27 protein-coding genes are annotated in these 26,467 nt (G+C 70.5%); 17 read left to right on the top strand and 10 right to left on the bottom strand.

Going from position 1 to position 26,467, the window contains the following annotated elements:
• Nucleotides 1-2 precede the first annotated feature (2 nt).
• On the bottom strand, nucleotides 3-815 hold the full coding sequence (locus ACIBK0_RS37505) for an SDR family NAD(P)-dependent oxidoreductase (protein ID WP_399090004.1): 813 nt from the start codon (nucleotides 813-815) through the stop codon (nucleotides 3-5).
• Nucleotides 816-969: 154 nt separating this feature from the next.
• Between ACIBK0_RS37505 and ACIBK0_RS37500 the strand changes: the two genes are divergently transcribed.
• From ACIBK0_RS37500 to ACIBK0_RS37490, 3 genes are all read left to right on the top strand, one after another.
• Complete coding sequence (locus ACIBK0_RS37500) at nucleotides 970-1,611, top strand: ATP-binding protein (protein WP_399089962.1); 642 nt, start codon at nucleotides 970-972, stop codon at nucleotides 1,609-1,611.
• A 35-nt stretch (nucleotides 1,612-1,646) separates the two neighbouring features.
• Nucleotides 1,647-2,180, top strand: coding sequence for a DUF6624 domain-containing protein (locus ACIBK0_RS37495; RefSeq protein ID WP_399090001.1), 534 nt, complete (start codon nucleotides 1,647-1,649; stop codon nucleotides 2,178-2,180).
• Between the two features lie 188 nt (nucleotides 2,181-2,368).
• Nucleotides 2,369-2,890 carry a hypothetical protein gene (locus ACIBK0_RS37490; RefSeq protein WP_399089959.1) on the top strand — a complete coding sequence of 174 codons (522 nt, stop codon included), beginning with the start codon at nucleotides 2,369-2,371 and terminating at the stop codon, nucleotides 2,888-2,890.
• 95 nt (nucleotides 2,891-2,985) lie between these two features.
• On the opposite strand, the gene ACIBK0_RS37485 is transcribed toward ACIBK0_RS37490, so the two are convergent.
• Nucleotides 2,986-3,528, bottom strand: a complete 543-nt coding sequence (locus ACIBK0_RS37485) for a hypothetical protein (protein ID WP_399089956.1) — start codon at nucleotides 3,526-3,528, stop codon at nucleotides 2,986-2,988.
• A gap of 96 nt (nucleotides 3,529-3,624) precedes the next feature.
• Nucleotides 3,625-4,446 (bottom strand): SAM-dependent methyltransferase, encoded by an 822-nt coding sequence (locus tag ACIBK0_RS37480; protein WP_399089953.1) that lies wholly within the window; start codon nucleotides 4,444-4,446, stop codon nucleotides 3,625-3,627.
• 225 nt (nucleotides 4,447-4,671) lie between these two features.
• On the opposite strand from ACIBK0_RS37480, the gene ACIBK0_RS37475 reads away from it, so the two are divergent.
• Nucleotides 4,672-5,244, top strand: coding sequence for a YbhB/YbcL family Raf kinase inhibitor-like protein (locus ACIBK0_RS37475; protein WP_399089950.1), 573 nt, complete (start codon nucleotides 4,672-4,674; stop codon nucleotides 5,242-5,244).
• A 302-nt stretch (nucleotides 5,245-5,546) separates the two neighbouring features.
• On the top strand, nucleotides 5,547-6,197 hold the full coding sequence (locus ACIBK0_RS37470) for a DUF4360 domain-containing protein (RefSeq protein WP_399089947.1): 651 nt from the start codon (nucleotides 5,547-5,549) through the stop codon (nucleotides 6,195-6,197).
• Nucleotides 6,198-6,281: 84 nt separating this feature from the next.
• On the opposite strand, the gene ACIBK0_RS37465 is transcribed toward ACIBK0_RS37470, so the two are convergent.
• Complete coding sequence (locus ACIBK0_RS37465) at nucleotides 6,282-6,488, bottom strand: hypothetical protein (protein ID WP_399089944.1); 207 nt, start codon at nucleotides 6,486-6,488, stop codon at nucleotides 6,282-6,284.
• Between the two features lie 197 nt (nucleotides 6,489-6,685).
• On the opposite strand from ACIBK0_RS37465, the gene ACIBK0_RS37460 reads away from it, so the two are divergent.
• Nucleotides 6,686-6,919 carry a chaplin gene (locus tag ACIBK0_RS37460; protein WP_399089941.1) on the top strand — a complete coding sequence of 78 codons (234 nt, stop codon included), beginning with the start codon at nucleotides 6,686-6,688 and terminating at the stop codon, nucleotides 6,917-6,919.
• Nucleotides 6,920-7,044: 125 nt separating this feature from the next.
• Here ACIBK0_RS37460 and ACIBK0_RS37455 read toward each other — a convergent pair whose 3' ends face one another.
• Entirely contained in the window at nucleotides 7,045-8,574 is a 1,530-nt protein-coding gene (locus tag ACIBK0_RS37455; RefSeq protein ID WP_399089938.1) for a M81 family metallopeptidase, read from the bottom strand.
• 163 nt (nucleotides 8,575-8,737) lie between these two features.
• Nucleotides 8,738-9,979: an ROK family protein gene (locus ACIBK0_RS37450; protein WP_399089935.1), complete on the bottom strand. Its 1,242-nt coding sequence runs from the start codon at nucleotides 9,977-9,979 to the stop codon at nucleotides 8,738-8,740.
• Nucleotides 9,980-10,155: 176 nt separating this feature from the next.
• Between ACIBK0_RS37450 and ACIBK0_RS37445 the strand changes: the two genes are divergently transcribed.
• The 9 genes from ACIBK0_RS37445 to ACIBK0_RS37405 all read left to right on the top strand — a co-directional run bounded on the left by ACIBK0_RS37445 (nucleotide 10,156) and on the right by ACIBK0_RS37405 (nucleotide 21,053).
• Nucleotides 10,156-11,949 (top strand): peptide ABC transporter substrate-binding protein, encoded by a 1,794-nt coding sequence (locus ACIBK0_RS37445; RefSeq protein WP_399089932.1) that lies wholly within the window; start codon nucleotides 10,156-10,158, stop codon nucleotides 11,947-11,949.
• Between the two features lie 6 nt (nucleotides 11,950-11,955).
• Complete coding sequence (locus tag ACIBK0_RS37440; protein ID WP_399089929.1) at nucleotides 11,956-12,915, top strand: ABC transporter permease; 960 nt, start codon at nucleotides 11,956-11,958, stop codon at nucleotides 12,913-12,915.
• A complete protein-coding gene (locus ACIBK0_RS37435) occupies nucleotides 12,912-13,793 on the top strand; it encodes an ABC transporter permease (protein WP_399089926.1) in 882 nt (293 codons plus the stop codon). Before ACIBK0_RS37440 ends, ACIBK0_RS37435 begins: the two co-directional genes overlap by 4 nt.
• Entirely contained in the window at nucleotides 13,790-15,436 is a 1,647-nt protein-coding gene (gene nikE, locus ACIBK0_RS37430) for a nickel ABC transporter ATP-binding protein NikE (protein WP_399089923.1), read from the top strand. The genes ACIBK0_RS37435 and nikE overlap by 4 nt, the downstream gene beginning before the upstream one ends.
• Entirely contained in the window at nucleotides 15,433-16,431 is a 999-nt protein-coding gene (locus tag ACIBK0_RS37425) for an ROK family protein (protein ID WP_399089920.1), read from the top strand. Before nikE ends, ACIBK0_RS37425 begins: the two co-directional genes overlap by 4 nt.
• Before the next feature lie 255 nt (nucleotides 16,432-16,686).
• Nucleotides 16,687-17,565, top strand: a complete 879-nt coding sequence (locus ACIBK0_RS37420; RefSeq protein ID WP_399089917.1) for a hypothetical protein — start codon at nucleotides 16,687-16,689, stop codon at nucleotides 17,563-17,565.
• Nucleotides 17,566-17,672: 107 nt separating this feature from the next.
• Nucleotides 17,673-17,924: a hypothetical protein gene (locus ACIBK0_RS37415; protein ID WP_399089914.1), complete on the top strand. Its 252-nt coding sequence runs from the start codon at nucleotides 17,673-17,675 to the stop codon at nucleotides 17,922-17,924.
• Nucleotides 17,925-17,935: 11 nt separating this feature from the next.
• Entirely contained in the window at nucleotides 17,936-19,135 is a 1,200-nt protein-coding gene (locus ACIBK0_RS37410) for an SPFH domain-containing protein (protein ID WP_399089911.1), read from the top strand.
• A 451-nt stretch (nucleotides 19,136-19,586) separates the two neighbouring features.
• Nucleotides 19,587-21,053, top strand: coding sequence for an FAD-binding protein (locus ACIBK0_RS37405; protein WP_399089908.1), 1,467 nt, complete (start codon nucleotides 19,587-19,589; stop codon nucleotides 21,051-21,053).
• A gap of 45 nt (nucleotides 21,054-21,098) precedes the next feature.
• Here the strand turns inward: ACIBK0_RS37405 and ACIBK0_RS37400 are convergent, their stop codons facing one another.
• The 4 genes from ACIBK0_RS37400 to ACIBK0_RS37385 form a co-directional block, all read right to left on the bottom strand.
• On the bottom strand, nucleotides 21,099-22,046 hold the full coding sequence (locus ACIBK0_RS37400; RefSeq protein ID WP_399089905.1) for a TauD/TfdA dioxygenase family protein: 948 nt from the start codon (nucleotides 22,044-22,046) through the stop codon (nucleotides 21,099-21,101).
• 265 nt (nucleotides 22,047-22,311) lie between these two features.
• Nucleotides 22,312-22,779, bottom strand: a complete 468-nt coding sequence (locus tag ACIBK0_RS37395) for a peroxiredoxin (RefSeq protein WP_399089902.1) — start codon at nucleotides 22,777-22,779, stop codon at nucleotides 22,312-22,314.
• On the bottom strand, nucleotides 22,776-23,156 hold the full coding sequence (locus ACIBK0_RS37390) for a DoxX family protein (RefSeq protein ID WP_399089899.1): 381 nt from the start codon (nucleotides 23,154-23,156) through the stop codon (nucleotides 22,776-22,778). Before ACIBK0_RS37390 ends, ACIBK0_RS37395 begins: the two co-directional genes overlap by 4 nt.
• Nucleotides 23,157-23,261: 105 nt before the next feature.
• Nucleotides 23,262-24,302 (bottom strand): LacI family DNA-binding transcriptional regulator, encoded by a 1,041-nt coding sequence (locus tag ACIBK0_RS37385; protein ID WP_399089896.1) that lies wholly within the window; start codon nucleotides 24,300-24,302, stop codon nucleotides 23,262-23,264.
• A 210-nt stretch (nucleotides 24,303-24,512) separates the two neighbouring features.
• Between ACIBK0_RS37385 and ACIBK0_RS37380 the strand changes: the two genes are divergently transcribed.
• Together ACIBK0_RS37380 and ACIBK0_RS37375 are read left to right on the top strand one after the other, a co-directional pair.
• Nucleotides 24,513-25,295, top strand: coding sequence for a TIM barrel protein (locus ACIBK0_RS37380; protein ID WP_399089893.1), 783 nt, complete (start codon nucleotides 24,513-24,515; stop codon nucleotides 25,293-25,295).
• A 43-nt stretch (nucleotides 25,296-25,338) separates the two neighbouring features.
• Complete coding sequence (locus tag ACIBK0_RS37375; protein ID WP_399089890.1) at nucleotides 25,339-26,364, top strand: Gfo/Idh/MocA family oxidoreductase; 1,026 nt, start codon at nucleotides 25,339-25,341, stop codon at nucleotides 26,362-26,364.
• Nucleotides 26,365-26,467: the final 103 nt, after the last annotated feature.

Genomic DNA, 26,467 nt, shown 5'->3' with positions numbered 1-26,467 from the left:
CCTTAGTACCCGTCGGGAGAGGGGGCGTTCTGGGCGCGGTCGACCGGCAGGTGGGCGCCCGAGATCCCGCTCGACCAGTCCGACAGCAGGAACGCCACCACGCGGGCGACCTCCTGCGGCGCGACCGGCGCTCCGCCCGGAAGCTCGGCCGCCACGAATCGGGCGAACGCCTCGGGTTCCTCCCTGCGCATGCGGTCCCAGCGCCTGCCGGGGATGAGCATCGACCCGGGGGAGACGGCGTTCACGCGGATGCCGTCGGCGCCGAGCTCGCGGGCCAACGAGGCGGCCAGATGGATCTGCGCGGACTTCGCCACCCCGTACTGGGCGTGCGGGCCGGGCTTCCAGCCGGAGATCGACGAGATCACCACGACCGAGCCGCCGCCCGCCGCCCGCAGGTGCGGGACCGCCGCCCGCACCAGCCGTGCCGCATGGCCGACGTTCACGTCCCAGGTCGCCGCCCAGTCCTCGGCATCCGCCTGCTCGATGCCGCCCCCGCGAGAACCCCCCGCGCAGGCCACCACCCCGTCCAAGCCGCCGAAACGTTTCGCCGAAGCCGCGACGAATCCTTCCAGCTCCTCGGGCGCGGTGACGTCGAGCGGCTGGGTGAACACGGCGGAGTCCATCGACGTGGCCAGCGCCTCCAGGTCGAGCGCGGTGCGCGCGCAGGTCGCCACTCGCGCGCCCTCGGCGGCCAACAGTCGCACGATCTGTTCGCCGAGCCCCCGCGTACCACCTGTGACCAGTACGCGTTTGCCGCGCACCCCCGACCATCCGGTGCCACTGCTCCGTCGCACCGCCGTCAGGCCCCCGCTCACTTTCCTCACGCGATCGAACATACATCCAATGCCACTACGTGCCTGCAACCGGACAACCCCCATACCCCCTGGTCCACCCGCCGCTTCGGCGTGTTGGCTGCACGGGCAGCCACCGAGACCGTCCCCCACCCGGGCTGCATCCGAAGGAGGATCGATGACGGCATCCAGGGCGCATCGCCGCGGGCCGTCGCCCTCACTGGCGCAGGACATCCACGCGCCGTCGCCTCCAGTGGTGCACGACGTGCACGCGGCGGCGCACAACGTCCACGCGGCGGGCGACCGCGCGCCCGCGGGCACGGCCCGGCCCGCTGAGGCAACCATGATCCCCGTGTCCGCACCGACCCCGGTGAGTCCCGCAATCCCCGTGACGCACGTGATCCCCGTGAGCAAAGCCCACCTCCTGCGGACCACCGTCCCCGCCCACCCCTCGCGCGCGGCGGGCGTACGGGCCATACTCGCCGAGCACCTCACCCATCTGCGACTGCCGCCCGAGTGTCGCGACAATGCTGTCCTAGCCACCGACGAGTTGTTCGCCAACGCGGTGAAACACGGAAGTCCCGACCGCGGGAACATGATCACCGTCACCATCGAGTACACCGTGCGCGAGCTGCGCGTGACGGTCGCCGACAGCTCGCCCGCCCTGCCGTGCCCGCGTACGGCGGACGGTGCCGAGGAGTCGGGACGCGGGCTGGCCATCGTCGCCGCGCTGGCCGACGACTGGGGCACCGCACCGCCCGACCCGGGCGGCTCGGGCAAGAAGGTGTGGTTCGCGCTGGTGCTGCAAGGAATGCCGTGAAGGGTTACCCGGGGCACCTCGCGGTCGACGACGACATGCGCCAGGATCAGGAGGCCGCGCGACGGATGGTCCCGGAGCTCGCGGCCGCTCTCGCCGCGGAGCTGGTGCGCCGGGCGGACGAGGAGCGGCACCTCATGCGGCAGGCGCGGGTGGACCCCACCTCGTGGTGCCGAGGCGCCCTCCACGAGTGCCGCCAGGCCAATGCCGAGGCCCTCCGGACGATCGTCGACCGGCACGGCTGGCCGACCGCCGACCTGGTCGGCGCGCCCGCCTCGACGGCAGCCCTGATGATCCTGCTGCACGCCACCGATCTCGACTTCCAGGTCAGGTGCCGCGACCTGATCGCCCAGGCCGCGGCGGACGGGTGCTGCCCCGCCGTGCACCACGCCTATATCGCCGACCACTGCGCGGTCGAGGAGGGCCGGCCGCAGTTCTACGGCACCCGTGTCAATCCCCTGACCCTCCGCCCGTACCCGATCCGCCGGCCCCAGACCCTCGACGAGCGCCGGCGCGACGTCGGGCTGGGGCCGCTCGACGAGCAGATGCGGACGTTGCGCGCGGACGGATGAGCCGCCGCTGGACGTGATGTGCAGCACGCACGGAAATGCCGTCGCGTCCGCCGGGGAAAGGTTCTGGCTGGGCACGGCTTGATCGCCGATCAAGAAAAGGGAAATCCCTGGCCACGGCATGTTCCGCGCATTTGACACTGCGTTCGGAGCACAGATAGGAAACAGCTCTCTGAGGTGAGAGGTGGACTGTGCGCGAGCCGAACGTGGTCGGGGACTGGCAGGAGTACGACGAGCATGCCGGTCTGCGTGTCCGCGTCCACGGGGTGGAAAAGGCGGAGCCGCCGCGGGGCCGGGACGACGCTGCCGACGGACTCACCTACTTCAGATTTCGAGTGACCGTTGAAAACCGCACGACCGAGCATTTCGGTATCCATCTCGAAGACGGACAGATCGATATTCGCGTCGGCGCCGACGGCGAGAGCGCGTTCCTCGACTGGCGGAACTCACAGTTCATCGAGGGCTTCGACGTCTACCCGCTGCGCCGGGCAACGGCGGTGCTGTACTCCGCGGGCCCCGACGCCGTCCTGCACCGCGTGGACATCCAGATCCAGCTGAAGGTCGACGACGAGTGGACCGAGCGCTACCTCTGGGCGGGCGGCATCGACCTGTACGAGACCTCCGCCGACGACGCGGAGACGCGTCCCGGCACGGCCAGGGACAGCCTCGCCTGCCAGGTGAGCAACTTCCTGAGGAGGGAAGCGGACTCGTGAGCGCCGGGCCCAGGGCCTGCAGTTCGGATCACGCCTGGGCCGCGGAGCTTGTGACGCGTCGTGGGTCGAGACCGGCGTGATCCGAAGGACAGGCCCTAACGCTCCCCGGCGGGGTTCTGCTCCACCCACTGGATGAGGAGCTGGCGCACGTACGCATTGCCCTCCTGCGCGGCGTGCGCCAGTCGCTCCGCGCTCGCCCGGGCCGCTCGCCAGCCCGCCGGCGTGTCTTCGTCGTACGCGTGGTCGGCGGCGGCCAGCGCGTCGGCTGCCAAATGGCGGAGCTTCTCGGACAGATCGTCGTCGGCCGCGGCCCGGTACGCCTCCAGGCGCAGGGCCGCCAGGTCCCGTGGGGTACCGGACTGCAGCGTGAGGGGCTGGGCATACCCGCTGACGGCGATGACCACGCAGAAGGTGGCCACGTCCCGGCGGCTCTCCTGCTGCCCCTTCGCGATGGCGGGCCCGAGCCACGAAGGGGCCCTCCAGTGCGCGACCGACGTGGCCGCGACGAGGACAACGGACAGCAGCACGACCGGAATCCAGCCACCCAGGACCCACCCGACCGGCCCGAGCACCAGGAAGCAGGCTGCGCTGCCCAGCCACAGGCGACGGCGACCGAGTCTCAGGTGTCGAGGGTCCATGCGGCTCAGTGTCGCAGGGGCGCGCGGGGCGCGATGAGGCGGCGGGCGATTCCCGCGGTCACCGTGCCTCTCGCCCCGCCACCGTTGGCCGGATCACTACGGCTTGCGTCCCACCCCGCCGTAGGCGTCGACGGCGACGCCGCTCGACGCACCATCGGGTTCCGGACGCCACTGCGTGACCTGGACGATGCCCGGCTCGGCCAGTTCGAGTCCGTCGAAGAAGCCGCCGATCTCCTCGACGCTGCGCACGTAGTACGGCACCGCGCCACTGGAGTTGTAGGCCTCGGACGCCGCGATCATGCCCTCGCTGGTGGAGGTGCCGTCACAGATGACGAGGTGACTGCCCGGCGGAAGGCCGTCCATGAGCCGGGAGACCAGCGCGCGCGCCCGGTCGTGGTCGGCGACATGGCCGAGCGTGTTGAGGATCATCAGGGCGACCGGTCGGGAGAAGTCCAGCGTGCCTGCGGCGGCCTTGAGGATGGCGTCGGTGTCGTACAGGTCGGCGTCGAGATACGCGGTCCCGCCCTCGGGCGTGCTGGTCAGCAGGGCACGGGCGTGCGCGAGCACCATGGGGTCGTTGTCCACGTACACGATCCGCGCGTCCGGTGCCAGTCGCTGCGCCACCTCGTGGGTGTTGTCGGCGGTCGGCAGACCGGTACCGATGTCCAGGAACTGCCGGATGCCCTGGTCCACCACCAGGTACCGGACCGTACGGCCCAGGAAATGACGGCTGGTGCGCGCCACGTCCACCAGGCCGGGGAAGATCTCCTTGATGCGGTCGCCGATCTCACGGTCGACCTCGTAGTGGTCCTTGCCGCCGACGAAGTAGTTCCAAAAGCGCGCGGAGTGGGGCTTGCTCGTATCGATCCGGGCGCGTATACCGGCGGCGGCGACGAGCTGAGGATCAGGGTCTGACAAGGGAGCGCCTCCTGCGCAGCGATGTTCGACGGTCGAACATCAACCTAGACGAACCGGCGCGGCACCCGCCCGGCTCCGCCACCTCAACTCGGCGTCGACGTACGACTTTTGGCCACGCCCGCCACGGGCCACACGTCGGGTCGTGCACGGTGTGCAGCACGCGCCGGGACGCTCGCGTCCGCCGTCGCGCTGCCCCTTGGGCGCCCCGGCGCTAACGTGGCGTACATGCGCCGTACGAGCCGCCGGAAGGCCGGAACCATCGTGGCGGCAGCCGTGCTCGGGCTCACCGCCGGCTGCGGGGGCGGCGGAGGCGCCGCTGCCGCATCCGCCGCACCGACACCCCACGCGTCGAAGACGATCACGGTGTCCAGCACGGCCTTCGCGGAGGGTGCGACCATCCCGCGCCGTTACACCTGCGACGGCGAGAACGTCTCGCCGCCGCTGGTCTTCGACGGTGTGCCGGGCGACGCCGCCGAGCTGGTGGTCCTGGTCGAGGACCCGGACGCCCCGCACGGCACCTTCGTGCACTGGGTAGTGTGGGGCATCGATCCCCACGAGACGGCTCTCGGCACGGGTGAGCTGCCGAACGGAGCCGAGCAGGGCCGCAACAGCTTCGGGAAACGCGGCTACGGCGGGCCCTGCCCACCCAAGGGCGAGTCCCATCGCTACGTCTTCTCGGTGTTCGCCGCCGACGCGAAACCGACCCTGCCCGAGGACGCCTCGGCCGACGACGTCAAGCGCGCGCTCACCGGACAGACCGCCGCATACGGCATGCTGGTCGGCCGATACGGTCGGTGACCGGCTTGCGCGCCCGCAGCCGGCAGCGTCGAACGACCGCTGTCGAATGGCCGGAGATGACCCTGGCCGCCCCGAGCGCGCGTACATACGATGCCGTCACTCCCGGCTCTTCACGGCTCCTTCACAACCGGGGGTGAAGTGCGCATGCGCGTTTGTCATGTGCATGATTCAACGAGTCACGCTTGATCCAACGCACTGGTCTGCGACGGTTCCCCGCGCATGCGGGGAACCGCACCCCCCATTCCACGACGGCACACATCCCGTGCTGCCGCCGGAACACCAACGCAACGGATTGGAGCACCATGGCTGGTGGGCTGATTCTGGGCGGCGCGATCGCCGCCCTGTTCGCCTCAGCGCTCCCGACACAGAACCCGTCCTCCGGGATCGTCGACCCGCCCCCGGACAAGATCGTCATCAAGGTCGCCACGGTGAACGGCTCCGGATGTCCCCAGGGGACCGCCGCCGTCGCGGTCTCCCCGGACAACACGGCCTTCACAGTGACCTACAGCGACTACCTCGCCCAGGTCGGGGGCAATTCCGACCCCACCGCGTTCCGCAAGAACTGCCAGCTCAACCTGATCGTCCACGTTCCGCAGGGCTTCACGTACGCCATCGCCAGCGCGGACTACCGCGGCTTCGCCGCACTCCAGCAGGGCGCGAGCAGCACCGAGAAGGCCTCGTACTACTTCCAGGGCTCCCCGAACACGGCCGCCATCACCCACCCCTTCAGGGGTCCGTACAACGACAACTGGCAGTCCACGGACACCACCGACTGGGCGCAACTGGTGTGGGCGCCCTGCGGTGTTCAGCGCAACTTCAACATCAACACGGAGCTGCGCGTCAACGCGGGCACCTCCGCACCCGGCAGCACCAGCTTCATGACCATGGACTCGACCGACGGTGACATCAGCACCATCTACCACCTGGCCTGGAAGGAGTGCCCCGCCTCCTGACCCGTCGCACCTGACCCCCTGTTTCCGACACGTGGGTCCTTGACCGGCTCCGCCGCACCGGAGCCGGTCAAGGTTGCGGGCAAGCTACGGGAGCAGCTTGTCCATGGCCGCCCGCCCTTCCTCCTGCAGCTTTCGCTCGGCCCATGCGAGGTTCTTCGGGTTGATGTCGCGGCCCGCGGCGAGCACCAGGTCCTCGGCGGTCACGTCGCCGCTGGAGCCGGTGTGCAGCAATGCGTCGGGGGTCGCCTTGTCGTCGGACGGCGCGGGCGAATCGGGTTGGCTGGTTGTCATGATTTCTCCCTCTTCCACCTGACCTGTTCTCACGCTACGGGCATTCCGCGCACCCCGCGCGACGCGTCCCGCGCAGGCGCAGGTCAGGGGCGCCCCTGGGCGGGAGGGGCCCCGTTCGGGCGTACAGCGATGTCGGCCGCCGCTCCTGGAGGTGATGGTGGAGGGAATCGCACCCCTGCGACTGAACGGAGCTTGTAATGCGTATTCGTCTGATGGCTGCCGCCGGGCTGGCGAGTGTGGCCCTTCTGGCCGCCGCCGGGGCCGCCGCCGCCGACCCCGACCCGGTCGGTGCCGCCGTGGGCAGTCCCGGAGTCCTGTCCGGCAACGTCATCCAGGTCCCCGTTGACCTCGGCCTCAACCTCTGTGGCAACTCCATCGACGTGCTGAGCCTGCTGAACCCGGCGTTCGGCAACAGCTGCGTGAACGACTGACCGCCGCGTGACGCCGGGCAGGGCTCTTCCCTGCCCGGCGGACGGCCGGGAGCAACGGAATCTGCGGAATCAACGGAATCGAGGAGATTTCGGTGATCAGGTGGTCTCGGGGACGACCCGGCGGCTCACTCGTCCTCCCCGGTGAGCTGCGCATCCGAAGGCGGAATGATCCGGGCCGCGAGGTCCGGTTCGGCCATCTCCGGGTCGAACGGGAACATCGGGCGGCGAATGCGGCGGTGGCCCAGCCGGACGAGGTCCTGGTCGACACCGCCCGGAGTGAGCGCCAGCTTCCAGCCCGCCGACATGTCGAACAGTTCCGGTTCCAGATAGCCGATCTTGACGAGGACGATGTCCGCGCCGCGCGGGTGAAGCGCCAGGTCGGTGAAGTCGTGCTCGTGGTGGTACGGCTTGCGGAGCCTGGTGATGATCACGTACACGCTGCCCGCCCGCAGCACCACCTCCGTCCCCGCGTCCCGGTCGCCGTGCCGGATCGCGTGCACGACCCCCGTCATGGTGAGCGGCCCCGCATGTCGGTCGTCCACCTCGGCACCGGCCGTGACCGTGACGGTCGCGCCGACACCCGCCTTCTCCGCCGTCTCGACGGCCGCCGGGCCGGGCACCGAGGCGTAGATCACCGTCGGGCCGGACGCGTCCTTGAACTCCGGCCGGGCAAGGACCTGTTCGAGCCCCCAGGTGACATCGCCGGCGCCGCCCGCGGTCGGATTGTCACCGGTGTCGCTGATGAAGAACGGCCGCGCGTCGGAGGGAGAGGCCAGCGCCTCCTCGAGACACTCGTCCAGTGAGCCGGTCGGCGCCACGAAGGCGAACGCGTGCCGTGCCTCCCAGAAGCCGCGGGCCAGCCGTTCGGCGCCCGCGGTGACGGCGGCCTCGGACGGTCCGGTGACGACGACGGCGGCACGGTTGCGCGGCTCGTCCGCCCAGGCGTACCCGACCCAGATCGCGGCGTCGGTGACGCCGTCCATCGCCTCCACGTCGCCGACCGCCGCGTAGACACTCCTGGCCGGTTCGATACGCGTCGAGGTCTGCTCGCCCGCCAGCAGCACGGGTACCGGGATCCAGGCCTTGAGCGGCCGGGGAGCGCCGGTGGTGAGCAGGTCCACGAGATGGCGGGCGGCCCGCTCCTTGGTCTCCAGGTGATCCTCGTGCGGGGCCATCCGGTAGCAGGTGATCAGGTCACTCATATGGGCGAGCTCGCGTGACACGTTGCCGTGCAGGTCCATGGAGGTGGACACGATCACGTCCGGACCGACGGTCTCGCGGATCCGGGCGAGCAGGACGGCCTCGGCGTCGTCGATTCCTTCCACCGTCATGGCGCCGTGGATGTCGTACCAGAGGCCGTCGAGACGTGGTATCGCGGCGAGCCGCGCGATGAGTTCGTCGCAGAGCTCGGCGAACGCGGCGGCGGTCACCGTGCCGCCGGGCAACGCCTTGCCGACGAGGGCGCCGCGCCACTCGGCGGCGGCGAGCAGCGGCGTCCCGGGCGCGAGGAAGGGATAGCGCGTCAGGACGTCAGCGCCGCGCAGCGGATGGAAGGCAGGGGCCTCGGTCCGGGCCGGCGAGAACGTCGACGACTCGATGCCAAGTCCGGCGATGGCGATGACGGGGTGGGCGACGGGGGTGCGGGGTTGCGGCACGGCTCCTCCTGGCGACACGGCTGCTCGTCCTCCTTGCGGCTGACTGCTCGTCTTCTTTGCGGCACGGCTGCTCGCCTTGCTCGCCACACGGCTGCCCGTGCTCCGTGCGGCATGACTGCGCGTTCTCCTCGTGGTGGCGCGGCTCCTCGATGGGTGCTCGGGGTCAGAAACCCGTGCGCGCGGCGCCGTGCCGCGCTTCGGGGTGCGGGGCGGCGATACCGGTTCCGGTGACGGCCTGGAGCGCGTGGGCCAGCGCGCGTTGGAGGGCGAACTGGCCCGCGCCGACGAGCCCCGCGTCCGCGCCGAGGCTCGCGCGCTCGATCACCAGATGCTGGGTCACCAGCGGATGGCAGCCTTCGTACAGCTGACTGCGCACGGCGGCCACGAACGGTTCGAGCGTGGAAAGGATGCCGCCGAGGTACACGGCATCGGGGTTGAAGAAGTTGACGTTCGCGGCCAGCACCATGCCGAGGTACCGGCCGGCCTGGCGCACGGCGTGTGTCGCCTCCGGGTCGGCGTCGTGCGCCAGGCGCACGACCTCCTCGATCGTGGCGACGTCCAGGCCCCGGGCGCGCAGGATGCGCACCAGCGCGGCACCCGAGGCGACGGTCTCCAGGCATCCTGTGTTGCCGCAGGAGCAGGGAATGTCGTGGCCGGCTTCGACACGTACGTGGGTGATCTCGCCCGCCGCGCCGGTCCCGCCCCGGTACAGCCGTCCGTCCGCGATGACGCCCGCGCCGATGGCCGACCCCATCTTCACCATGATCGACTGGCGTCGCTCGGCGGGCCGGACGCTGTGCTCGCCGACGGCCATGCAGTTGGCGTCGTTCTCGATCGCCGCCGGAACGCCGAACCGGTCCTCCAGCCAGGCCTGAACGGGAAATCTGTTCCAGCCCGGCATCCGCGACGGCAGCGTCACCACGCCGGCGGCGACGTCCACCGGACCCGGGAGGGAGAGGCCGACACCCTTCAGCAGTTCCCTGCCGTGCTGCTCGGCGAGGCCTTGCAGGGTCTCGGCGAGTCCGGGCAGCGCCACCTCGGGTCCCTCAGCCGTCGTGAACGGGACGGTCGAGACATCGGTGAGCCCGCCGCCGGGCAGCACCACGCCCACGTGCGCGTGCCGGCCGCCGAGTTCGGCCGCGACGGCGAACCCCTCGCTGCCACCGAGCCGCAACACCTTGCGCGGACGCCCGCCGGTGGAGGAGCGCGTGCCCTGCTCCGCGACCAGCCCGTGGGTCACCAACTGGCCGACGGTGAGCGAGATCGTCGACGGCGCTGCACCGAGCAGATCGGCCAGTTCGGTGCGGGTGGTCGCCTGTCCGGAGGCGAGGAGCTCGAGGACGCGCTCGGCCAGTGAGGAGACGCCCGTGACGCCCCTGCGGTACGACACACTTTTTTCAGACATGGACGAAGTAACTTCCGACGTGGGGTCCGAGAAGGGGAGCGTACGTCCAAAGAGCCGCCTCCCGACTTTTTGCAGAACAGCAGAAACAGGCTTTTTACAGGAAGCCGTCTGTTTCTTCGAGCAGCCGGGTCGTTGACTGGCTCCGCCACACGCCATCGCTCACCCCGAGGAGAGCCATGTCCCCTGCTCGCCCGACACTCGTCGCCGGTGCCGTCGTCTCGGCGGGCACCCTGCTGCTCGCGGGCTGCTCCGGCACGAGCGGTACGTCGTCCGCTTCACGCGACTCCATCAACTACGCGCTGCCCGCGAACTTCACGCCGAACTGGATCCTGCCGATCGGTACCGCGGCGCACCTGAACACCAACAACATCTCCATCGCCGCGAGTCTGTGGGAGCGGCTCGTCGCGTACGACGGTTCCACCGGCGAGGTTGCCTGGAACAAGAAGGCGTCCATCGCCACCGCGGCCGACTTCGCCTCCGACGGCAAGAGCGTCAACATCACCCTGGGCGACCGGAGCTGGAGCGACGGCAAGCCGATCACCTCGCGCGACGTCGAGTTCTGGTTCAACCTCATCAAGGCCGACAAGGCACAGTGGGCGGGCTACACCCCCGGCAAGTCCCCGGACAACTGGACCTCGTTCAAGACCATCGACGACCGTCACTTCACGATCACCTTCGACAAGGCCTACAACGCCCAGTGGATGCTGGCCAACGAACTGAGCGAGATCACCCCGCTGCCGCAGCACGCCTGGGACAGAACGAGCGCGTCGGCCACGGTGTCGGACGCCGACCGGACGGCCGCGGGTGCGAAGAAAGTCTGGACGTACCTGAACACGGCCGCGAAAAACATCTCCGGCTATGAGAAGGACGCGCTGTGGAAGACCATCAGCGGCCCGTACACGGTCAAGTCGTTCTCGACGTCCGGCAAGGTCGTCCTCGCGGCCAACAAGAAGTACGACGGCGGTGAGAAGGCGAACATCGCGACGGTGAACCTGCTCCCGTTCACCACGGCCGACGCCGAGAAGAACGCCCTGCGCTCCGGCGGCGTCGACTACGGCTACATCGAGGCCACCGACCTCGACCAGAAGGACCGGTTCACCGCACAGGGATACACGGTGAAGCCGTGGTCCGGCTGGGCGATCACCTACATGCCCTACAACTTCAACAACCCGTCCATGGGCGCCGTGTTCAAGCAGCTGTACGCCCGCCAGGCGGTCCAGAAGTCGATCGACCAGGCCGCTCTGGCGAAGGTCATCTTCAATGGCACCGCGGTCCCCGGCTACGGCCCGATTCCCCAGGCCCAGTCGTCGGACTTCCTTTCGCCGACGCAGAAGGACAACCCGTACCCGTTCTCGACCTCAGCGGCGAAGGAGCTGCTGACCAGCCACGGTTGGACGGAGAAGGGCGGCGTGATGCTGTGCACCGACCCCGGCACCGGCTCCGACCGGTGCGGGGCGGGCGTCGCCAAGGGCACCAAGTTCCAGATGCAGGTGCTGTCGCAGTCCGGTTCGAGCGTCACGGACAACATGATGAGCGCCATCCAGTCCTCGCTGGAGAAGACCGGCATCAAGTTCTCGATCAAGACCGCGCCCGTCAACTCGGTACTGTCCCAGACCCCGCCCTGCACCGCGAGCCAGTCGATCTGCAAGTGGCAGCTGTCCTTCTTCGGCACCGCCGGTAGTTGGTACTTCAGCGCCTTCCCGACCGGTGACTCCCTCTTCCAGAGCAAAGGCGGCTCGAACTTCGGCAGTTACTCCAACCCGGAGGTCGACCAGCTCCTCACCGCATCGACGACCTCCAACTCGCCGCAGGCCGTACGGGACTACAGCGCCGCTGTCGCCAAGGACCTGCCGGTGATCTGGCTGCCCGAGCCCGACTACCAGATCTCCGTCGTCAAGAACGGTATCGGCGGCTTCGCGCAGGACTCACTCGCCAACTTCCACCCCGCGCAGTGGAAGTGGACCAGCTGACGCCGCATGGACACCTTCCTCTACCTGACCCGGCGCGTCCTCCAGTCGCTCGTGGTGATCCTCATCGTGACCGTGGTGGTCTTCTGCCTGCTGCACGCGCTGCCCGGAGGTCCCGCGCGCGGAATCCTCGGCCCACAGGCGACCGCCCAGCAGATCGCGCAGTTCAACCACGAGCAGGGCCTCGACCGCTCGCTCCCCGTGCAGTACGTCTACTACCTGCGCACCCTTCTGCACGGCGACCTCGGCACCTCGTACACCCTGAACGAGGCGGTCTCCCGGCTCATCGAGCAGCGTCTGCCGAAGACGCTCGTCCTCACCGTGCTGTCCGCACTCGTCGGGCTCGCGCTCGCGGTGCCGCTGGGCATGTGGCAGGCGGTCCGGCGCAACAAGCCCGTCGACTACGTCATCACGACGCTCGGCTTCGTCGCGTACTCGACACCGGTGTACTTCCTCGGACTCGTACTGGTCCTCGTGTTCACCCAGCTCCTGCCCTGGTTCCCGTCGCAGGCGCCCCAGGGCGACACGCTCGGGCAGGTGCTCGCGCAGCCGAACGCGCTCGTCCTGCCGGTCGTCGCGGGGGCCGCGTCCATGGTCGCCGTGTTCAGCCGGTACATGCGCGCCGCGACGCTGGAGAACCTCTCCGAGGACTACGTACGGACCGCCCGCGCCGGCGGCTCCGGGCCGCGCGCGATCCTGTGGCGGCACGTCTTCCGCAACTCGCTGACCCCCGTCGTCGCGATGCTCGGCTACTACGTGCCGGTGCTCTTCGGCGGAGCGCTCGTGGTCGAACAGCTCTTCAACTACCCAGGAATGGGGCTGCTGTTCTGGAGCGCCGCGCAGTCCTCCGACTATCCGGTGCTGCTCGGCTGCGTCCTCGTCATCTCCGTCGCGACCGTCATTGGCACGCTGCTCGCCGACGTCGTCCAGCGGATCATCGATCCCCGAGTGAAGGCGGAGCGCGCATGAGTGCCGTATTGCCGGTCACACCACCAGTGGAGGCGGCCGCCGGGTACCGGCTCTCCGTGCGCCGGTTCGCGCGGAACAGACTCGCAGTCGCCGGGCTCGTGGTCGTCGTCCTGTTCGTGCTCTTCTCCTTCCTGGGCCCATTGGTGTACTCGACCGACCAGACCCACACGAACCTCACGCAGGTGAACCTCGCCCCCGGCGGCGCGCACCTGCTGGGCACCGACGCCGTCGGACACGACGAGCTCGGACGGCTCATGTACGGCGGCCAGGTGTCGCTCCTCGTGGGCCTCGCGGCCGGCATCCTCGCCACCGTCATCGGCACGCTCTGGGGAGCGGTCGCCGGCTATGCGGGCGGCTGGATCGACGCGGTCATGATGCGCGTCGTCGACGCCGGGATCGCGATCCCGGCGCTCTTCATCCTGCTCGTGGTCTCCGCCATCACCACCCCGGACACCGCCGGACTCATCGTCATCCTCGGTCTGGTGTCGTGGCTGGTGCCGTCGCGGCTCGTCCGGGCGGAGACCCTCACCCTCAAGAACCGCGACTACGTGCTGACCCTCCGCGCCATCGGCGGTACGCACGGGCGGGCGATCGCCCGGCACATCCTGCCGAATTCGGTGTCGACCATCGTGGTCGCCGCGACCTTCCAGGTCGCCGACGCGATCCTGCTCGTCGCGTACGTGTCCTATCTCGGCCTCGGCGTGCAACCGCCGTCCACCGACTGGGGCGGCATGCTGTCGGCCGGGCTCACCGCCGCCTACTCCGGGCGCTGGTGGCTGATCGTTCCGCCGGGCCTCGCCATCATCCTCGTCGTGTGCGCGTTCAACGCGATCGGGGACGGGCTGCGGGACGCGTTCGACGTGAGGGGGCGGGGATGAGCATCCTGGAGATCGAGAACCTGGGCGTGACGTTCTCGACGGAGACGGGTGACGTGCCCGCCGTCCGTGACGTGTCCCTGCGCGTGCGACCCGGTGAAACGCTCGCCCTGGTCGGCGAGTCGGGCTCGGGGAAGTCGACGGTCGCGCTCGCCGCGATGGGGCTGCTGCCGGGCAGCGCCCGCGCCACGGGCCGCGTCCGCGTCGGCGGGACCGACGTCATCGGCGCGGCCGAAGCAGACCTGGCGGGCCTTCGCGGGCGTACCGCGTCGATGGTGTTCCAGGAACCCGCGACCGCGCTCGACCCGCTCACCCGGATCGGAGCGCAGATAGCCGAGGTCATACGCAATCATCGGCCCGTCCCGGTCAAGGACGCCGCTAGAGAAGCGGTCGAGCTGCTGCGCCGTGTCGGCATCCCCGAGCCGGAGAAGCGGGCCTTGGCGTTTCCCTTCCAACTCTCCGGCGGGCAGCGGCAGCGCGTGGTCATCGCCATGGCGATCGCGAACGCGCCGAGCCTGCTCATCGCGGACGAACCGACCACCGCGCTCGATGTGACGGTGCAGGCCGAGATCCTGGACCTGCTGCGGGGGCTCGCCGCCGACTCCGGCACAGGGGTGCTGCTGGTCACGCACAACATGGGCGTCGTCGCTGACTTCGCGGACCGCGTCGCCGTGATGCTCCAGGGGGAGGTCGTGGAGACGGGCCCGGTGGAGGAGGTGCTGCTGCGGCCGACGGCCGACTACACCAAGCGGTTGTTGGGGGCGGTGCCGAGACTGTCCCTCGCCGAGCCGGCAAGTGGCGCCCGCCACCGGCCCGTGGAGGACCCGGTGGTCGATCTCCGAGAGGTGTCGGTGCGGTTCGGCCGCGGCCGCCGGGCGGTACGGGCACTCGACGGTGTCTCGCTCACGGTCCGTCCCGGCGAGACCGTCGGCCTCGTCGGTGAGTCCGGCTCCGGCAAGTCGACCGCGGCCCGGGTCGCGCTCGGCCTGGTACCCCCGTCCGCGGGCTCGGTCTCGCTCTTCGGGGCCGACCTCGGCAGAGCCAGGGGCCGAACGCGTCGCGCCCTGCTGTCCGGCGTCGGCGTGGTCCTGCAGGATCCGGTGGCCTCGCTCGACGCCCGGATGAGTGTGGGGGAGTGCGTCGCCGAACCGTTGCGCGTGCACCGCGCGGGCATGTCGTCGGCCGAGCGCCGGGCCCGGGTCGCGGACGTACTCGAACTCGTGCGTCTGCCACGGGACTTGGCGCACCGGGGGCCACGTGAACTGTCCGGGGGGCAGCGTCAGCGGGTGAGCCTCGCCCGCGCGCTGGTCCTGCGGCCGCGGCTGCTGGTCGCCGACGAGCCGACGAGCGCACTCGACGTCAGTGTGCAGCAGTCGGTGCTGGAGGTGATCGGTGAACTCCAGGGCGAACTCGGCTTCGCCTGCCTGTTCGTCTCCCACGACCTGGCCGTCGTACAGCAATTCGCCCAGCACGTCGTCGTCCTGCGTGCCGGGCACGTCGAAGAGGAGGGCAGCACAGCGACCACGCTCCTGCGCCCGCGCACCGACTACACGCGGCGGCTCATCGCCGCCGTGCCCGTACCGGACCCGGTTGTGCAACGCCGTCGCCGCGACGAACGCCGGGCCGCCACGGAGGTCAAGGCGTGACCGCATCCCGCACACACCGCCCCGGGCCCGAGGTGTACGCCGGTGTCGACATCGGCGGCACGACCACGCAGGTCGTACTCTGCACGGCCGACCTCACCGCGGTCGACAGCGTCGAGGTGCCCACGCCGGCCGTCCGCGGCGGGCAGGCGATGATGCGCGCCGCGCTCGACGCGCTGATGCTGCTCCAGGATCGCGTGCCCTCGCGCCTGCTCGGCGTCGGAGTCGGCGCGGCGGGCGTGGTGGACACCCGTACGGGGCGCATCCTCGTGGCGAGCGACTCCTTCACCGACTGGGCCGGATTCCCGGTCACGGCGACGATCGAGAAGGCGCTCGGTGTACCGGCCTTCCTCGACAACGACGTCAACGCCTTCCTCCGCGGCGAGGTGTCCAAGGGCGCCGTCGCGGGAGAACCGCACGTACTCGGGATGACACTCGGCACCGGAGTCGGCGGCGCGCTGTGGATGAACGGCACGCTGGTCGACGGCCCGCACGGGGCAGCGGGCGAGATAGGGCACATCCCGGGTTTCGGCGAACTCCCCTGCACCTGTGGCGGCCGGGGCCATCTGGAGACACTCGCCTCCGGGCGCTCCATCGCCGCGCGCTACGGCGAGCGGACGGGGCGAAAACTCACCGCGCGGGAAGTCGCCGCGGCGGCGGTCGCGGGGGATCCCGACGCGATCGCCGTGTACGAGGCGGCGGGCGCGGGGATCGCCCGCGCCCTCCTGATCACGGCAGGCCTGGTGGACCTCGCGACCTTCGTGATCGGTGGCGGTGTCAGCGGGGCGTGGGATCTCCTCGAACCGCCGATCCTGGCGACGCTCGCCGCCGAGCCGCCCGTCAGCGGGCAGCCGATCCGGGTCGTACGGGCCCGGCTCGGCAACGGTGGCGTCGCGCTCGGGGCCGCGGCGCGTCCGCGTATGGAACTCGGGGCGGCGACACCGGAACAGGCGGCGACACCGGTGCAGGGGCCGTCCTTGTCACGTCCTCGGCGGTGACGTGTCTCGTGGACGGTCAGTCGTCGCCTCCTGGACAGTGCGTCCCCTTCGGGGTCGGTGAGGTCTCGGCTCCTGGACGGGGCGTCCCATCCGGAGCGGTGAGGTGTCGCCTGCTGGACGGGCCTTGCCTCCGGGCCGTTGAGTCGCTTCCTGGACGGTGAGCCGACGACTGACGTCCATTCATTGGTCTGTACATGACCATCAACTCGGGCCAGACTGTGCGCCGAACACACCCCCCACTGAGGAGTCGACCTCATGCGCATGCCCGCACGGCAACGTTGTCACAGCGTCCTGGCCGGTCTCGTCACACTCGCCACGGCGGCCGTCCTGTCCGTCGGCACCACCGCGCCCGCCGCGGCCGCCGACACCTGGAGCGAGGTGGGTTCGGACCGTGCCGATCCGCTGACCGAGAGCCAGGGCCTGACCTCGGTCGAGGTCCCAGCCGCAAGCGCCAACCGCTACACCGGCATCGGCACGATCCCCGCCGGCGTGTCCAGCCGCGGCTGGAACCACGTCGGCGACCCGGACGCCTCCTACAACGGCTACTACATCGAGCCGTACCAGAGCGACTCCGGCAGTTCGAAGATGTTCCGGGTACAGGCGCCGGGCGGCGGCTGGTCGGAGTACGTCCACGCGCTGAGCGCGGGAGAAGCGCTGAACAACTCGTTCGTCGCCATCGCCCCGAGCGGTACGTGGATGGTGTCCGGCGAGTACGGCACGATGAGCCGGCTGCTGGTGTTCCCGACCCCGGGCGTGAACCCGAGTACGTCCCCCTCGGCGAACCTGCCGCAGGCGTCCACGATCAACCTGGATCACGCGGTCCGCGACATACAGGGCTGCGACTTCGTCACCGCGACGCAACTGCTGTGCTCGTCCGACGATCCGGCGGGCACGCTGTTCGGCATCACCAAGCCGCTGCTGCAGGTCGACCTGAGCGGCGAGCCCGGCTCGGCGGACGTCTCCGGCCATGTCACGGCGCTCCGCCAGCTCCCGCTGCGCAGCTCCTGCTCGGGCACCTTCGAGGCGGAGGGCATCGACTACGACCGGCGTACCGGCACGCTGCGCGTGATCGTCGTGTCGCCGGGCTTCTGCGTCCTGACCGACAGCAAGACCTACCGGTTCACCAGGAGCTGAGCGTGCGCGCCCCCGGCAGAACACGGGGAGCGACAGGAGCATAGGCGCCCGACGCGAGTGGGGTCTAAGGTCGGAAGGAGAACAAGAGCGATTGGGGGCGGCTGACAGTGGTGCAGGACGATGCCGTGATCGGCTGCACGGGGGAACTGCTCGTCGGCACGCGCGGAGCTGTCGGTCCCGGCGAGATCCTCGTGCGGGTCAGAGGTGGATCCGAGACGTTCCTTGCCTGGTCGCAGGAGCCCCTGCCGACAGGGGCGACTGTGCTTGTGATCGAATCACGTGGATGTCGCGAGGTCGACGTCATCGAGTGGGCCGATCCGTTGGACGCGTTGGGCGGGGATGCCGCCGACGCCGGTTAAGGAGTAGCAGGATGTTCGGTTACCGCGTTCCCGCCCCCGACGAGGCAATGCTGATCTCGGGAGGCAGGCGGGGATTGGGGGGCGCGCCGTTCCGAGTGGTCACGGGGCACGGCAAGTTCGTGCTCCCCGTCTTCCGCAAGACCCGGTTCCTCACGCTGTCGATGTGCGAGGCCGAGGTCACCGAGACCTGTGTGACCAGGCAGGGCATCGCGCTGCACGTCCGCGCCGTGATCGCGTTCAAGGTCGGCAATGACCACGAGAGCATCATCAACGCCGGTCAGCGCTTCCTTTCCGACCAAGACCAGATGTCGGTGCTGACCGGCCGGATCTTCGCCGGCCATCTGCGCGCCATCATCGGTTCGATGACCGTCGAGGAGATCGTCACCGAGCGGCAGAAGCTCGCCGCGGAGGTCCTGGACACCTCGAAGGTCGAGATGGCGAAGATCGGCCTGATCGTGGACTCGCTGCAGATCCAGTCGATAGACGACGGCGACGTCGGTTACATCGAGGCCATGTCCGCACCGCACAAGGCGGCCATCCAGCGGCAGGCCCAGATCGCGCAGGCCCAGGCCACCCAGGCCTCGGTCGAGGCGGAACAGGTGGCCGCGCGCAACCAGGCCGAGTACGCCAGGCAGACCGCGGTCGTGAAGGCGGAGTACTCGGCCGAGGTGGACCGCGCCCAGGCGCAGGCCGCCCAGGCCGGGCCCTTGGCGCAGGCCCACGCCCAGCAGGAGGTGCTCGCCGCCCAGACCGAACTCGCCCAGAAGGCAGCCCAGTTGCGCCAGCAGCAGCTGGTGGGCGAGATCGTGAAGCCCGCCGAGGCGGAGGCCGAGCGGATCAAGGTGCTCGCCATCGCCGAGGCGGAACGGATGAAGATCCAGGCCGAGGCCGCGGCCTCGCACGACCGTGTCGCCCTCGACCGCATGCTGATCGACCAGCTCCCGTTGATCGTGAAGGAAGCGGCGGGCGGTCTCGCCGGAGCGAACGTCAATGTTCTCAACGGCGCCGACGGTCTCGGCGAGATAGCGGCCGGCCTGGTCGCCCAGGGTCTGACGATCCTGGACTCGGTCCGGCAGAACCTGAACGGCCAGAACTCCGAAGGCCGCTCCGAGAAGGCGGAGGGTCTGCTCGAACTTCAGGGGTACCTGCGTACGCCGGAGAAGAACACCGACGAGGACAAGCCGGCGGAGGGCCCGTCCTCGACGACATGAGCCGCGCGATGGCGGCCGCCCCCGACGCGTTGTGCACGTTCAGGGGCGGCGCTCTGCGGCCACGGGCACGCTCCACAACACCATGTGCCGCGCTTCATGGCTCTACGGGGCGCGAGCGCTGGGCGACTTGAGCGGCGGCGCCGGGTTCGGCGCCGCCCTCGACGCGTGTGTGGTGCCGTGCCGGCGTGTGTGCCGTGCGGCTCGGGCGCGTGAGTCGTGCCGTATCGACGCGTGAGCGGCGCCGCTGCCGGGGTGTGAGCCGTGCCGCGTCCGCATGAAGTCGGCCGCCGTCCTCGCCCGGACGGCGGCCGCACTCGTCCCACCTCATGCGGCCCCGGGGAAACAGGGCCGTTGGTGGGAATCCACGGTGGTCCGCGCTCGTCTCACGTCCCAATCACCTTAGACTCGGCCGGAGTTGATCGCTGCATCCCGCCTGCCCCAGGAGGAGCGCATGCCCCGGACTCCCTCGCGACGTACCGCACTGCACGGCCTCGCGGCCGTCGGCGCTGCGGTGATCGGGTTCGACCCCTTCACCCGCAGCTGGGCGGTCACCGCGTCCGACCGGCCGCTGACCGGCCTCCCCCCGCTCGACGGGACCCTGCACACCGACGAGGCATCACTCACCGCCGCCGCCGACGACTTCGGACACATCGTCCACCGGCGTCCGGCCGCGGTCCTGCGACCCGGTTCCGTCAGGGACGTCGTCGCGATGATCCGTTTCTGCAACGCGCACGGATTGCAGGCCGCCCCCCGTGGTCAGGGCCACGCCACGCAAGGCCAGGCACAGGTCGACGGCGGCCTGGTCATCGAGACGACACCGCTTGCGGCCATCGGTGCGGTCGGACCACGGAGTTCGACGGTCACGGTCGGGGCCGGCGCCAAGTGGAGCGACGTGGCCAAGGCCACCCTGGCCCACGGACTGACACCGCCCACCTTCACCGACTATCTCGAACTCTCCGTCGGCGGCACCCTGTCGGTCGGCGGGCTCGGCGGCCAGACCCACCGGCACGGCGCCCAGGTCGACAACGTCACGGAACTGCAAGTGGTCACCGGCGCCGGAGAGTTCGTCCGCTGCTCCCCGACGCGCCATCGTGACCTCTTCCGCGTCGTGCTCGCCGGACTCGGCCAGTGCGCGGTCGTCGTCGGCGCCACCCTGCGTCTGGTTCCCGCGCCCGAGACCGTGCGCCACTACCTCCTCCCGTACGACGACCTGCGGACGTTTCTCGACGACCAGCGGCTGCTGGTGCGGGAGGGCCGTTTCGCCTATGTCGAGGGCCAGGTCACCCCTGACAGCGCCGGATCCTTCCGCGGCTACCTCCTCGAAGCCGTCGCCTACGGCCCTCCCGTCGGTCCCGCCCCCGACGACAGCGCACTGCTGCGGGGGCTGCGCCACGACCCGTCCGGTGTGCAGACGTCCGACCTCGCGTACTACGACTTCCTCGACCGGCTCGCCCCCGGCGTCGCCGCCCTGAAGGAAGCGGGTCTTTGGGCCTACGCCCACCCCTGGCTCAATCTGCTGCTGCCCGGCCGCGAGGCCGCCGCTCTCGCCGGATCGCTCCTCGACGACCTCACCTCGGCCGACCTCGGCCCGGGCGTCGTCCTTCTGTACCCCCTGCTGCGCGAGCGGCTGCACGCGCCGCTGCTGCGCACCCCCGACGACCCCGTGCCGTACCTTCTGGCGGTTCTGCGCACGACCCCGCCCGACGACACCGCGACCATCGACCGGCTGCTCGCCGCCAACCGCGCCGCCTACGACACCGTTCACGCGGCCGGCGGCACCCACTACCCGGTCGGCTCGGTCCCCTTCGGCCCGTCGGACTGGCGTGACCACTTCGGCTCCGCCTGGCGCCAACTCGCCACCGCCAGACACACCTACGACCCGAACGGAATCCTGGTCCCGGGACAGGGCATCTTCTGACGACGCCCTGTCCTGACGACCTGCCGCACGCCTGTCGGCCGTGGCTCACCAGCGCTGTGGCTCGCTGCCCACGACCGCTGCCGACGGCTTGCCGTCGACCCCCTCCGGGACATCGCCCGCGAGCATCACGCGGTGCATGACCCGGGAGTGATCGACATGGGCCGTGTCACTGGGCGCCAGATGGATGGTGGCCCGGTTGTCCCAGAAGGCCACACTGCCCGGCTCCCACCGGAACCGGACCGTGTACTCGGGCCGGGTCGCCTGCTCCAGCAGCATCTCCAGCAGCGCCCGGCTCTCCGCGCGGGACACCCCGAGGATCTGCTCGATGTAGTAGCCGTTGACGAAGAGCACTCGCTCGCCCGTCTCCGGGTGCACCCGTACCAGCGGGTGGTCGGAGGCGATCTGATGGTCCAGCAGATGGCGCACATACGCGTCGTCGCCGGGCCGTGCCTGGTACCCGACCCCGAGTCGGTGCTCCGCACGCAGACCGTCCACGAAGTGCCGTACGGGCTCCGAAAGGCCCGCGTAGGCGACGGCCAGGTTGGACCAGGTCGTGTCACCACCGTACGGCGGCACCGTCTCGGCGCGCAGGATGGTCGCGGCCGGCGGATCCACGCGGGCGCCGTGGTCGCAGTGCCACCCCCGCAGCAGCGAATGGCGGCGCCGTCGCAGCCACTCGTCGTGGTCCATGCCGTATCGGCCGCCGAGTTCCAGCCGATCGGCTGTCGTCTCGACCTCGGGGAAGTCCCGCGGCGACGCGCTGCCGCGTGACCTCAGACGGATCGGCTCGCCGAACCGCCGAGCGAACGCGACATGCGAGGGGTGATCCAGTCGCTGGGCCCGGAAGAACACCACCTTCCAGCGCAGCACCGCCGCCCGGATCCGGTCGACGACCTCGTCCGCCAACTCCCCGGCCAGGTCCACTCCCGTGATCTCGGCTCCGATATGGCCGGCGACCGGCTTCACTTCGAGTCGGGTGACCTGGTCTGTCATCTGGGCTCCGTCGATCGCGCTGTCGGCTCGTCGGGGACCAGCATGACCGCTCGGTCCGGCTCACGACAGGGCGCCTCGCGGGCCGGGCGCACGGGAGACGCGGCGGACACACGGGGTGTGCCCCGTGTCGCGGACATGCCTGGTCGCACTCCCTGCCGGAGCCCGTGCGAGGTGTCGAAAATGAAGCGCAGTGAACGGGACCCGCCCACCATCCGCGAAGGGGCGGGCCCCGTTCACGTGGGCACGTGGCCGTGTCGTGCGTGCGTCAGCTCCGATGGTCGCGCAGCGCGGCCAGGGCGCGGTCGGCGTGCGCGCTCATCCGCAGTTCGCTGCGGACCACCTCCAGGACCGTGCGGTCCTGTGCGATGACGAAGGTGACCCGCTTGGTCGGGGCCATGGAGAAGCCGCGCTTCACCCCGAACCGTTCACGGACGGTCCCTTCGGTGTCCGACAGGAGCGGGAATCCGAGCGTGTGGCGCCCGGCGAACTCCTGCTGCCGGTCGACCGTGTCACCGCTGATCCCCACCGGCCGCGCACCCGCGGCGGCGAACTCGGCGGCCAGGTCGCGGAAGTGGCAGGCCTCGGCGGTGCAGCCGGCGGTGAGGGCGGCGGGATAGAAGAACAGCACCACCGGCCCGTCGCCAAGCAGTTCGGACAGGCTCCGGCTCGCCCCGGTCTCGTCCGGCAGCGTGAAGTCCTCGACCGTGTCGCCCACGTTCATCCGAGACGTCATGACCGGGCCTCCGCACCCCGGGCGACACCGCGCGCCCACAGGACGAGTGGCACCTGCAGCGGCAGCCGCGCGAGGGCCGCCGCCTTGAGAGGGGCCGGACGATGGCGCCAGTCCACCGCCATCTGGACGTTGGCGGGGAAAACGCCGACGAAGAAGGCGGCGCCGGCCAGCCCTGCGATGCGCCGTGTACGGGGCAGCGCCAGCCCTGCCGCCAGCGCGAGTTCGGCGGCACCGCTGGCGTAGGTCCAGGTCCGCGGGGTGCCCGGCAGAGCGCGCGGAATGGTCGCGTCGTACTGCCGTGGGGCGACGAAGTGGGTGACGCCCGCGGCGGCCAACAGGCCGGCGAGCAACAAGGGCGAACGTTCCGACCGGGGCACGGTTCCTCCTCTGGGGGGCCTGTCGCGCGATATTACTGGACGGTAAGTCGCGGTGGGGCGAGGTGCGCCCGTTCATCGCCACTTGGGCCTGGACACGCCGAGGACTCAGGTGGCGGGGGGAGCCGCGGTAGTACCGCGCGTGACGAGGTGCGGCTCGATGACGACCTCCTGTCCCTCGCCCTCGCGTGGCGCTTCGCCCTCCAGGCGTGCCACGGCCCGGCCGACCGTCAACTGTGCGAGGCGCGCGATGTCCTGACCGACGGTCGTGAGGTCGATATGGGCGAGCCGGGCCAGACGGCTGTCGTCGAAGCCGACGACGGAGATCTCACCGGGGACGGGTACGCGGGCGCGCAGAAGCGTGTCGAGGACGCCGGTGGCACAGCGGTCGTTGAAGGCGAGGACGGCGGTGGGCCGTCGGTCGGCGTCGAGGAGGGCGCGGGCCGCGGCGGCGCCGTCCTCCTCGGTGAGTCCGCCCGGCTGGACCTGGGCGTGCTCGCCGAGACCGTGGCGGTTCATGGCCGTACGGTAGCCGCGGCGCCGGTCTGCCGCGCCCGGCGCCCGGCCGCCGTCGATATGGGCGATGTCCCGGTGACCGAGGGACACGAGATGATCGACGGCCTGGCGGGCGCCCTCGTCGTCGGCCGTCCGGACGACATCCACCCCGACCGGGGTCGGCCGCAGCCGCCGAGCCACGGAAACGACCGGCAGTTGTGCGGCGAGCTCCGCCAGCCGTGCGGCGGGGGCCTGCGGACCGAGCAGGATCAGCGCCTCGCATCGGTCGGCGAGCAGCGCCTCCACGGCCTGCCGCTCGCTGCGACTCGGGGCGACGGCGCCGAGGGCGATCTGGTAGCCGAGGGGCTCGGCCGCGGCGTACAAGCCCTCCACCAGGTCGGTGTGGAACGGCTGTTGGAGCCCGAACTGCACCCCGAGCAGACGTGAGCGGCTGCTGCGCAGCAGGCGCGCCCGAGTGTCGGGCCGGTAGCCGATCTCCTTCGCGGCCTGCAGCACCCGCTCCCGGGTGGCGGCTCCCGCGCCCTTGGCCCCGCGCATTACGACGGAGACCAGGGCGACGGACACATCGGCTCGCGCCGCGACATCGGCGAGGGTCGGCCGCTTGCCTCCCGGGACCGCAGGGGTCGGTGACACAGCTGCTCCCTGGTCGAAGTGTCGAAGTGTCGAAGCGTGCTTCCCGTCGAGGATCGTAGACCAGACGCGAACACGCTGGTCCACCTTACTGCAACGTTCTAGTTCCGCGCCTTCGCGGAACCTTGACAAAGACGCTCGGCGGCTGGCGTACTGCTGCTCCGGGACTAGAACGTTCTAGAAGCCCGAGAACCGGAAAGGGGGCGACGAACGATGCACACGTTGGCGGTCTGCGCCGAGATGGTCCACCTGGATCTGCCGGTCCAGGAGCGGGCGCGGCGGATCCACGACGCCGGCTTCCAGGTCGAGATCTGGGACTGGAGCCGGCACGACCTGAGCGCACTGGCGCGGAGCGGGGCGGTCTTCTCCTCGATGACCGGTTACCTGCGCGGCAGCCTGACCGACGAGGACGGGGCGGCCGAGCTGCTGCGTACCGCTGAGGAGTCGGTCAAGGCGGCTCACCTGCTGGGCTGCACCCGGCTGAACCTGCACGGCACCGGCCTCGACTCCGAGGGCCTCACGGTCACCGCGGTCGCCGGCGAGGCCGCCGGTCCGATGTGGATCGCCGCCCACCGCACACTCACCCGCGTCGCCGAGCTGGGGGAGAGCGCCGGGGTGGTCTTCACCCTGGAGAACCTCAACACCGCGGTCGACCACCCCGGAGTGCCGTTCGCGACGGCCGCCGACACCCTCGCCCTGGTGGCGGCCGTGAACCGACCCGGACTGCGCATGAATCTCGACCTCTACCACGCACAGATCGGCGAGGGGAACCTGATCGAGCTGGTGCGCCGCGCCCACGGCCGGGGCCTGATCGGCGAGATCCAGGTGGCCGACGTGCCCGGCCGCTGCGAGCCCGGAACCGGCGAGATCAACTACCCGGCCGTCGCACGCGCCCTCGTGGACCTCGGCTACGACGGCACCGTCGCCATGGAGGCCTGGGCGTCCGGCGACAGTGACCTCGCCCTGGAGCGCTTCCGTTCCGCCTTCACCCTCTGACGACGCACTCCCCGCCCCGCACGCACCCACCCACGGAGAACTCATGGCCTCGCAGCAACCGCTCGCCGTCGGTCTCATAGGCGCCGGACGGATGGGCTCCTTCCACGCCGAAACCCTCGCCCACCGCCTGCCCCATGTCCGCCTCGCCGCCGTCGCGGACCCGGCCCCCGGCGCCGCCGAGCGCCTCGCCGCCCCGCTCGGCTGTGCCACGGCCTACACCGCGATCGTCGATCTGCTGGCCGACCCGCGGATCGAGGCGGTGGTGATCGCCACCCCGGCCCGCACCCACGCCGACCTGGTCGAGGCGGCGGCGCGGGCGGGGAAGGCCGTCTACTGCGAGAAGCCCATGGCGGTCACCCTCGCCGAGGCCGACCGTGCCGTCTCGGCCGCCCGAGACGCCGGGGTGGCTCTCCAGGTGGGCTTCAACCGGCGTTACGACCCCGGCTTCCGCGCCGCGCACGACAAGGTCGTCGCCGGCGCCGTGGGCACGCCGCAACTGCTCCGCTCCCTCACGCGTGACCCGAAGCTCGCGGACCCGGCGCCCATCCCGCCGTGGACGATCTTCCTGGAGACTCTGATCCACGACTTCGACACCCTGCGTTATCTGAACCCCGGCGCCGAGCCCGTCGAGGTCTTCGCCATGGCCGACGCCCTGGTCCGCCCCGACTTCAAGGACCGCGGTCTGCTCGACACCGCCGTCGTCACGATCCGCTTCGACAACGGCGCGCTCGCCACCGCCGAGGCCAACTTCCAGGCTGTGTACGGTTATGACGTACGCGGCGAGGTGTTCGGCTCGGCGGGCATGCTCACCATGGGCGACATCCGCCGCACCCATCTGACCTCCTACGGCTCGGCAGGCATCACCGCCGAGTGCGTCCGCTACGACCAGGACCTCTTCCACGACGCCTACGTGGCCGAACTCGCCGACTTCACCGACCGGGTCCGCACCGGCCGCGCTCCCGCCGTCACGGGTGACGACGCCCGCGCCGCTCTGTCCATTGCCCTGGCCGCCGTCCAGTCGGTCACCATCGGTGCACCGGTCCGCGTCGACGAACTCAAGGAACACTGACGCCACGGCCGCCTCGGGTACGCCCCTGGGGTGTGCCCGCAGGCCCTCTGCTTGCGCGCTCTTGACCCTCCCTTTTCCGAAATACCTCTGCCGCAGAGCTATT

The sequence above is a fragment of the Streptomyces sp. NPDC050564 genome, from assembly GCF_044457265.1.
Lineage (GTDB): Bacteria > Actinomycetota > Actinomycetes > Streptomycetales > Streptomycetaceae > Streptomyces.
The sequence above is the reverse complement of the archived record's forward strand: the minus strand, read 5'-3'. Positions and strand labels throughout refer to the sequence as shown.

Excerpts from the sequence above, each read along its gene's own strand:
- ACIBK0_RS37500 (WP_399089962.1), top strand. The coding sequence starts at position 970 with ATGACGGCATCCAGGGCGCATCGCCGCGGGCCGTCGCCCTCACTGGCG.
- ACIBK0_RS37495 (WP_399090001.1), top strand. The coding sequence starts at position 1,647 with ATGCGCCAGGATCAGGAGGCCGCGCGACGGATGGTCCCGGAGCTCGCG.
- ACIBK0_RS37485 (WP_399089956.1), bottom strand. The coding sequence starts at position 3,528 with ATGGACCCTCGACACCTGAGACTCGGTCGCCGTCGCCTGTGGCTGGGC.
- ACIBK0_RS37475 (WP_399089950.1), top strand. The coding sequence starts at position 4,672 with ATGCGCCGTACGAGCCGCCGGAAGGCCGGAACCATCGTGGCGGCAGCC.
- ACIBK0_RS37470 (WP_399089947.1), top strand. The coding sequence starts at position 5,547 with ATGGCTGGTGGGCTGATTCTGGGCGGCGCGATCGCCGCCCTGTTCGCC.
- ACIBK0_RS37465 (WP_399089944.1), bottom strand. The coding sequence starts at position 6,488 with ATGACAACCAGCCAACCCGATTCGCCCGCGCCGTCCGACGACAAGGCG.
- ACIBK0_RS37460 (WP_399089941.1), top strand. The coding sequence starts at position 6,686 with ATGCGTATTCGTCTGATGGCTGCCGCCGGGCTGGCGAGTGTGGCCCTT.
- ACIBK0_RS37450 (WP_399089935.1), bottom strand. The coding sequence starts at position 9,979 with ATGTCTGAAAAAAGTGTGTCGTACCGCAGGGGCGTCACGGGCGTCTCC.
- ACIBK0_RS37445 (WP_399089932.1), top strand. The coding sequence starts at position 10,156 with ATGTCCCCTGCTCGCCCGACACTCGTCGCCGGTGCCGTCGTCTCGGCG.
- ACIBK0_RS37440 (WP_399089929.1), top strand. The coding sequence starts at position 11,956 with ATGGACACCTTCCTCTACCTGACCCGGCGCGTCCTCCAGTCGCTCGTG.
- ACIBK0_RS37435 (WP_399089926.1), top strand. The coding sequence starts at position 12,912 with ATGAGTGCCGTATTGCCGGTCACACCACCAGTGGAGGCGGCCGCCGGG.
- nikE (WP_399089923.1), top strand. The coding sequence starts at position 13,790 with ATGAGCATCCTGGAGATCGAGAACCTGGGCGTGACGTTCTCGACGGAG.
- ACIBK0_RS37420 (WP_399089917.1), top strand. The coding sequence starts at position 16,687 with ATGCGCATGCCCGCACGGCAACGTTGTCACAGCGTCCTGGCCGGTCTC.
- ACIBK0_RS37410 (WP_399089911.1), top strand. The coding sequence starts at position 17,936 with ATGTTCGGTTACCGCGTTCCCGCCCCCGACGAGGCAATGCTGATCTCG.
- ACIBK0_RS37405 (WP_399089908.1), top strand. The coding sequence starts at position 19,587 with ATGCCCCGGACTCCCTCGCGACGTACCGCACTGCACGGCCTCGCGGCC.
- ACIBK0_RS37400 (WP_399089905.1), bottom strand. The coding sequence starts at position 22,046 with ATGACAGACCAGGTCACCCGACTCGAAGTGAAGCCGGTCGCCGGCCAT.
- ACIBK0_RS37395 (WP_399089902.1), bottom strand. The coding sequence starts at position 22,779 with ATGACGTCTCGGATGAACGTGGGCGACACGGTCGAGGACTTCACGCTG.
- ACIBK0_RS37380 (WP_399089893.1), top strand. The coding sequence starts at position 24,513 with ATGCACACGTTGGCGGTCTGCGCCGAGATGGTCCACCTGGATCTGCCG.
- ACIBK0_RS37375 (WP_399089890.1), top strand. The coding sequence starts at position 25,339 with ATGGCCTCGCAGCAACCGCTCGCCGTCGGTCTCATAGGCGCCGGACGG.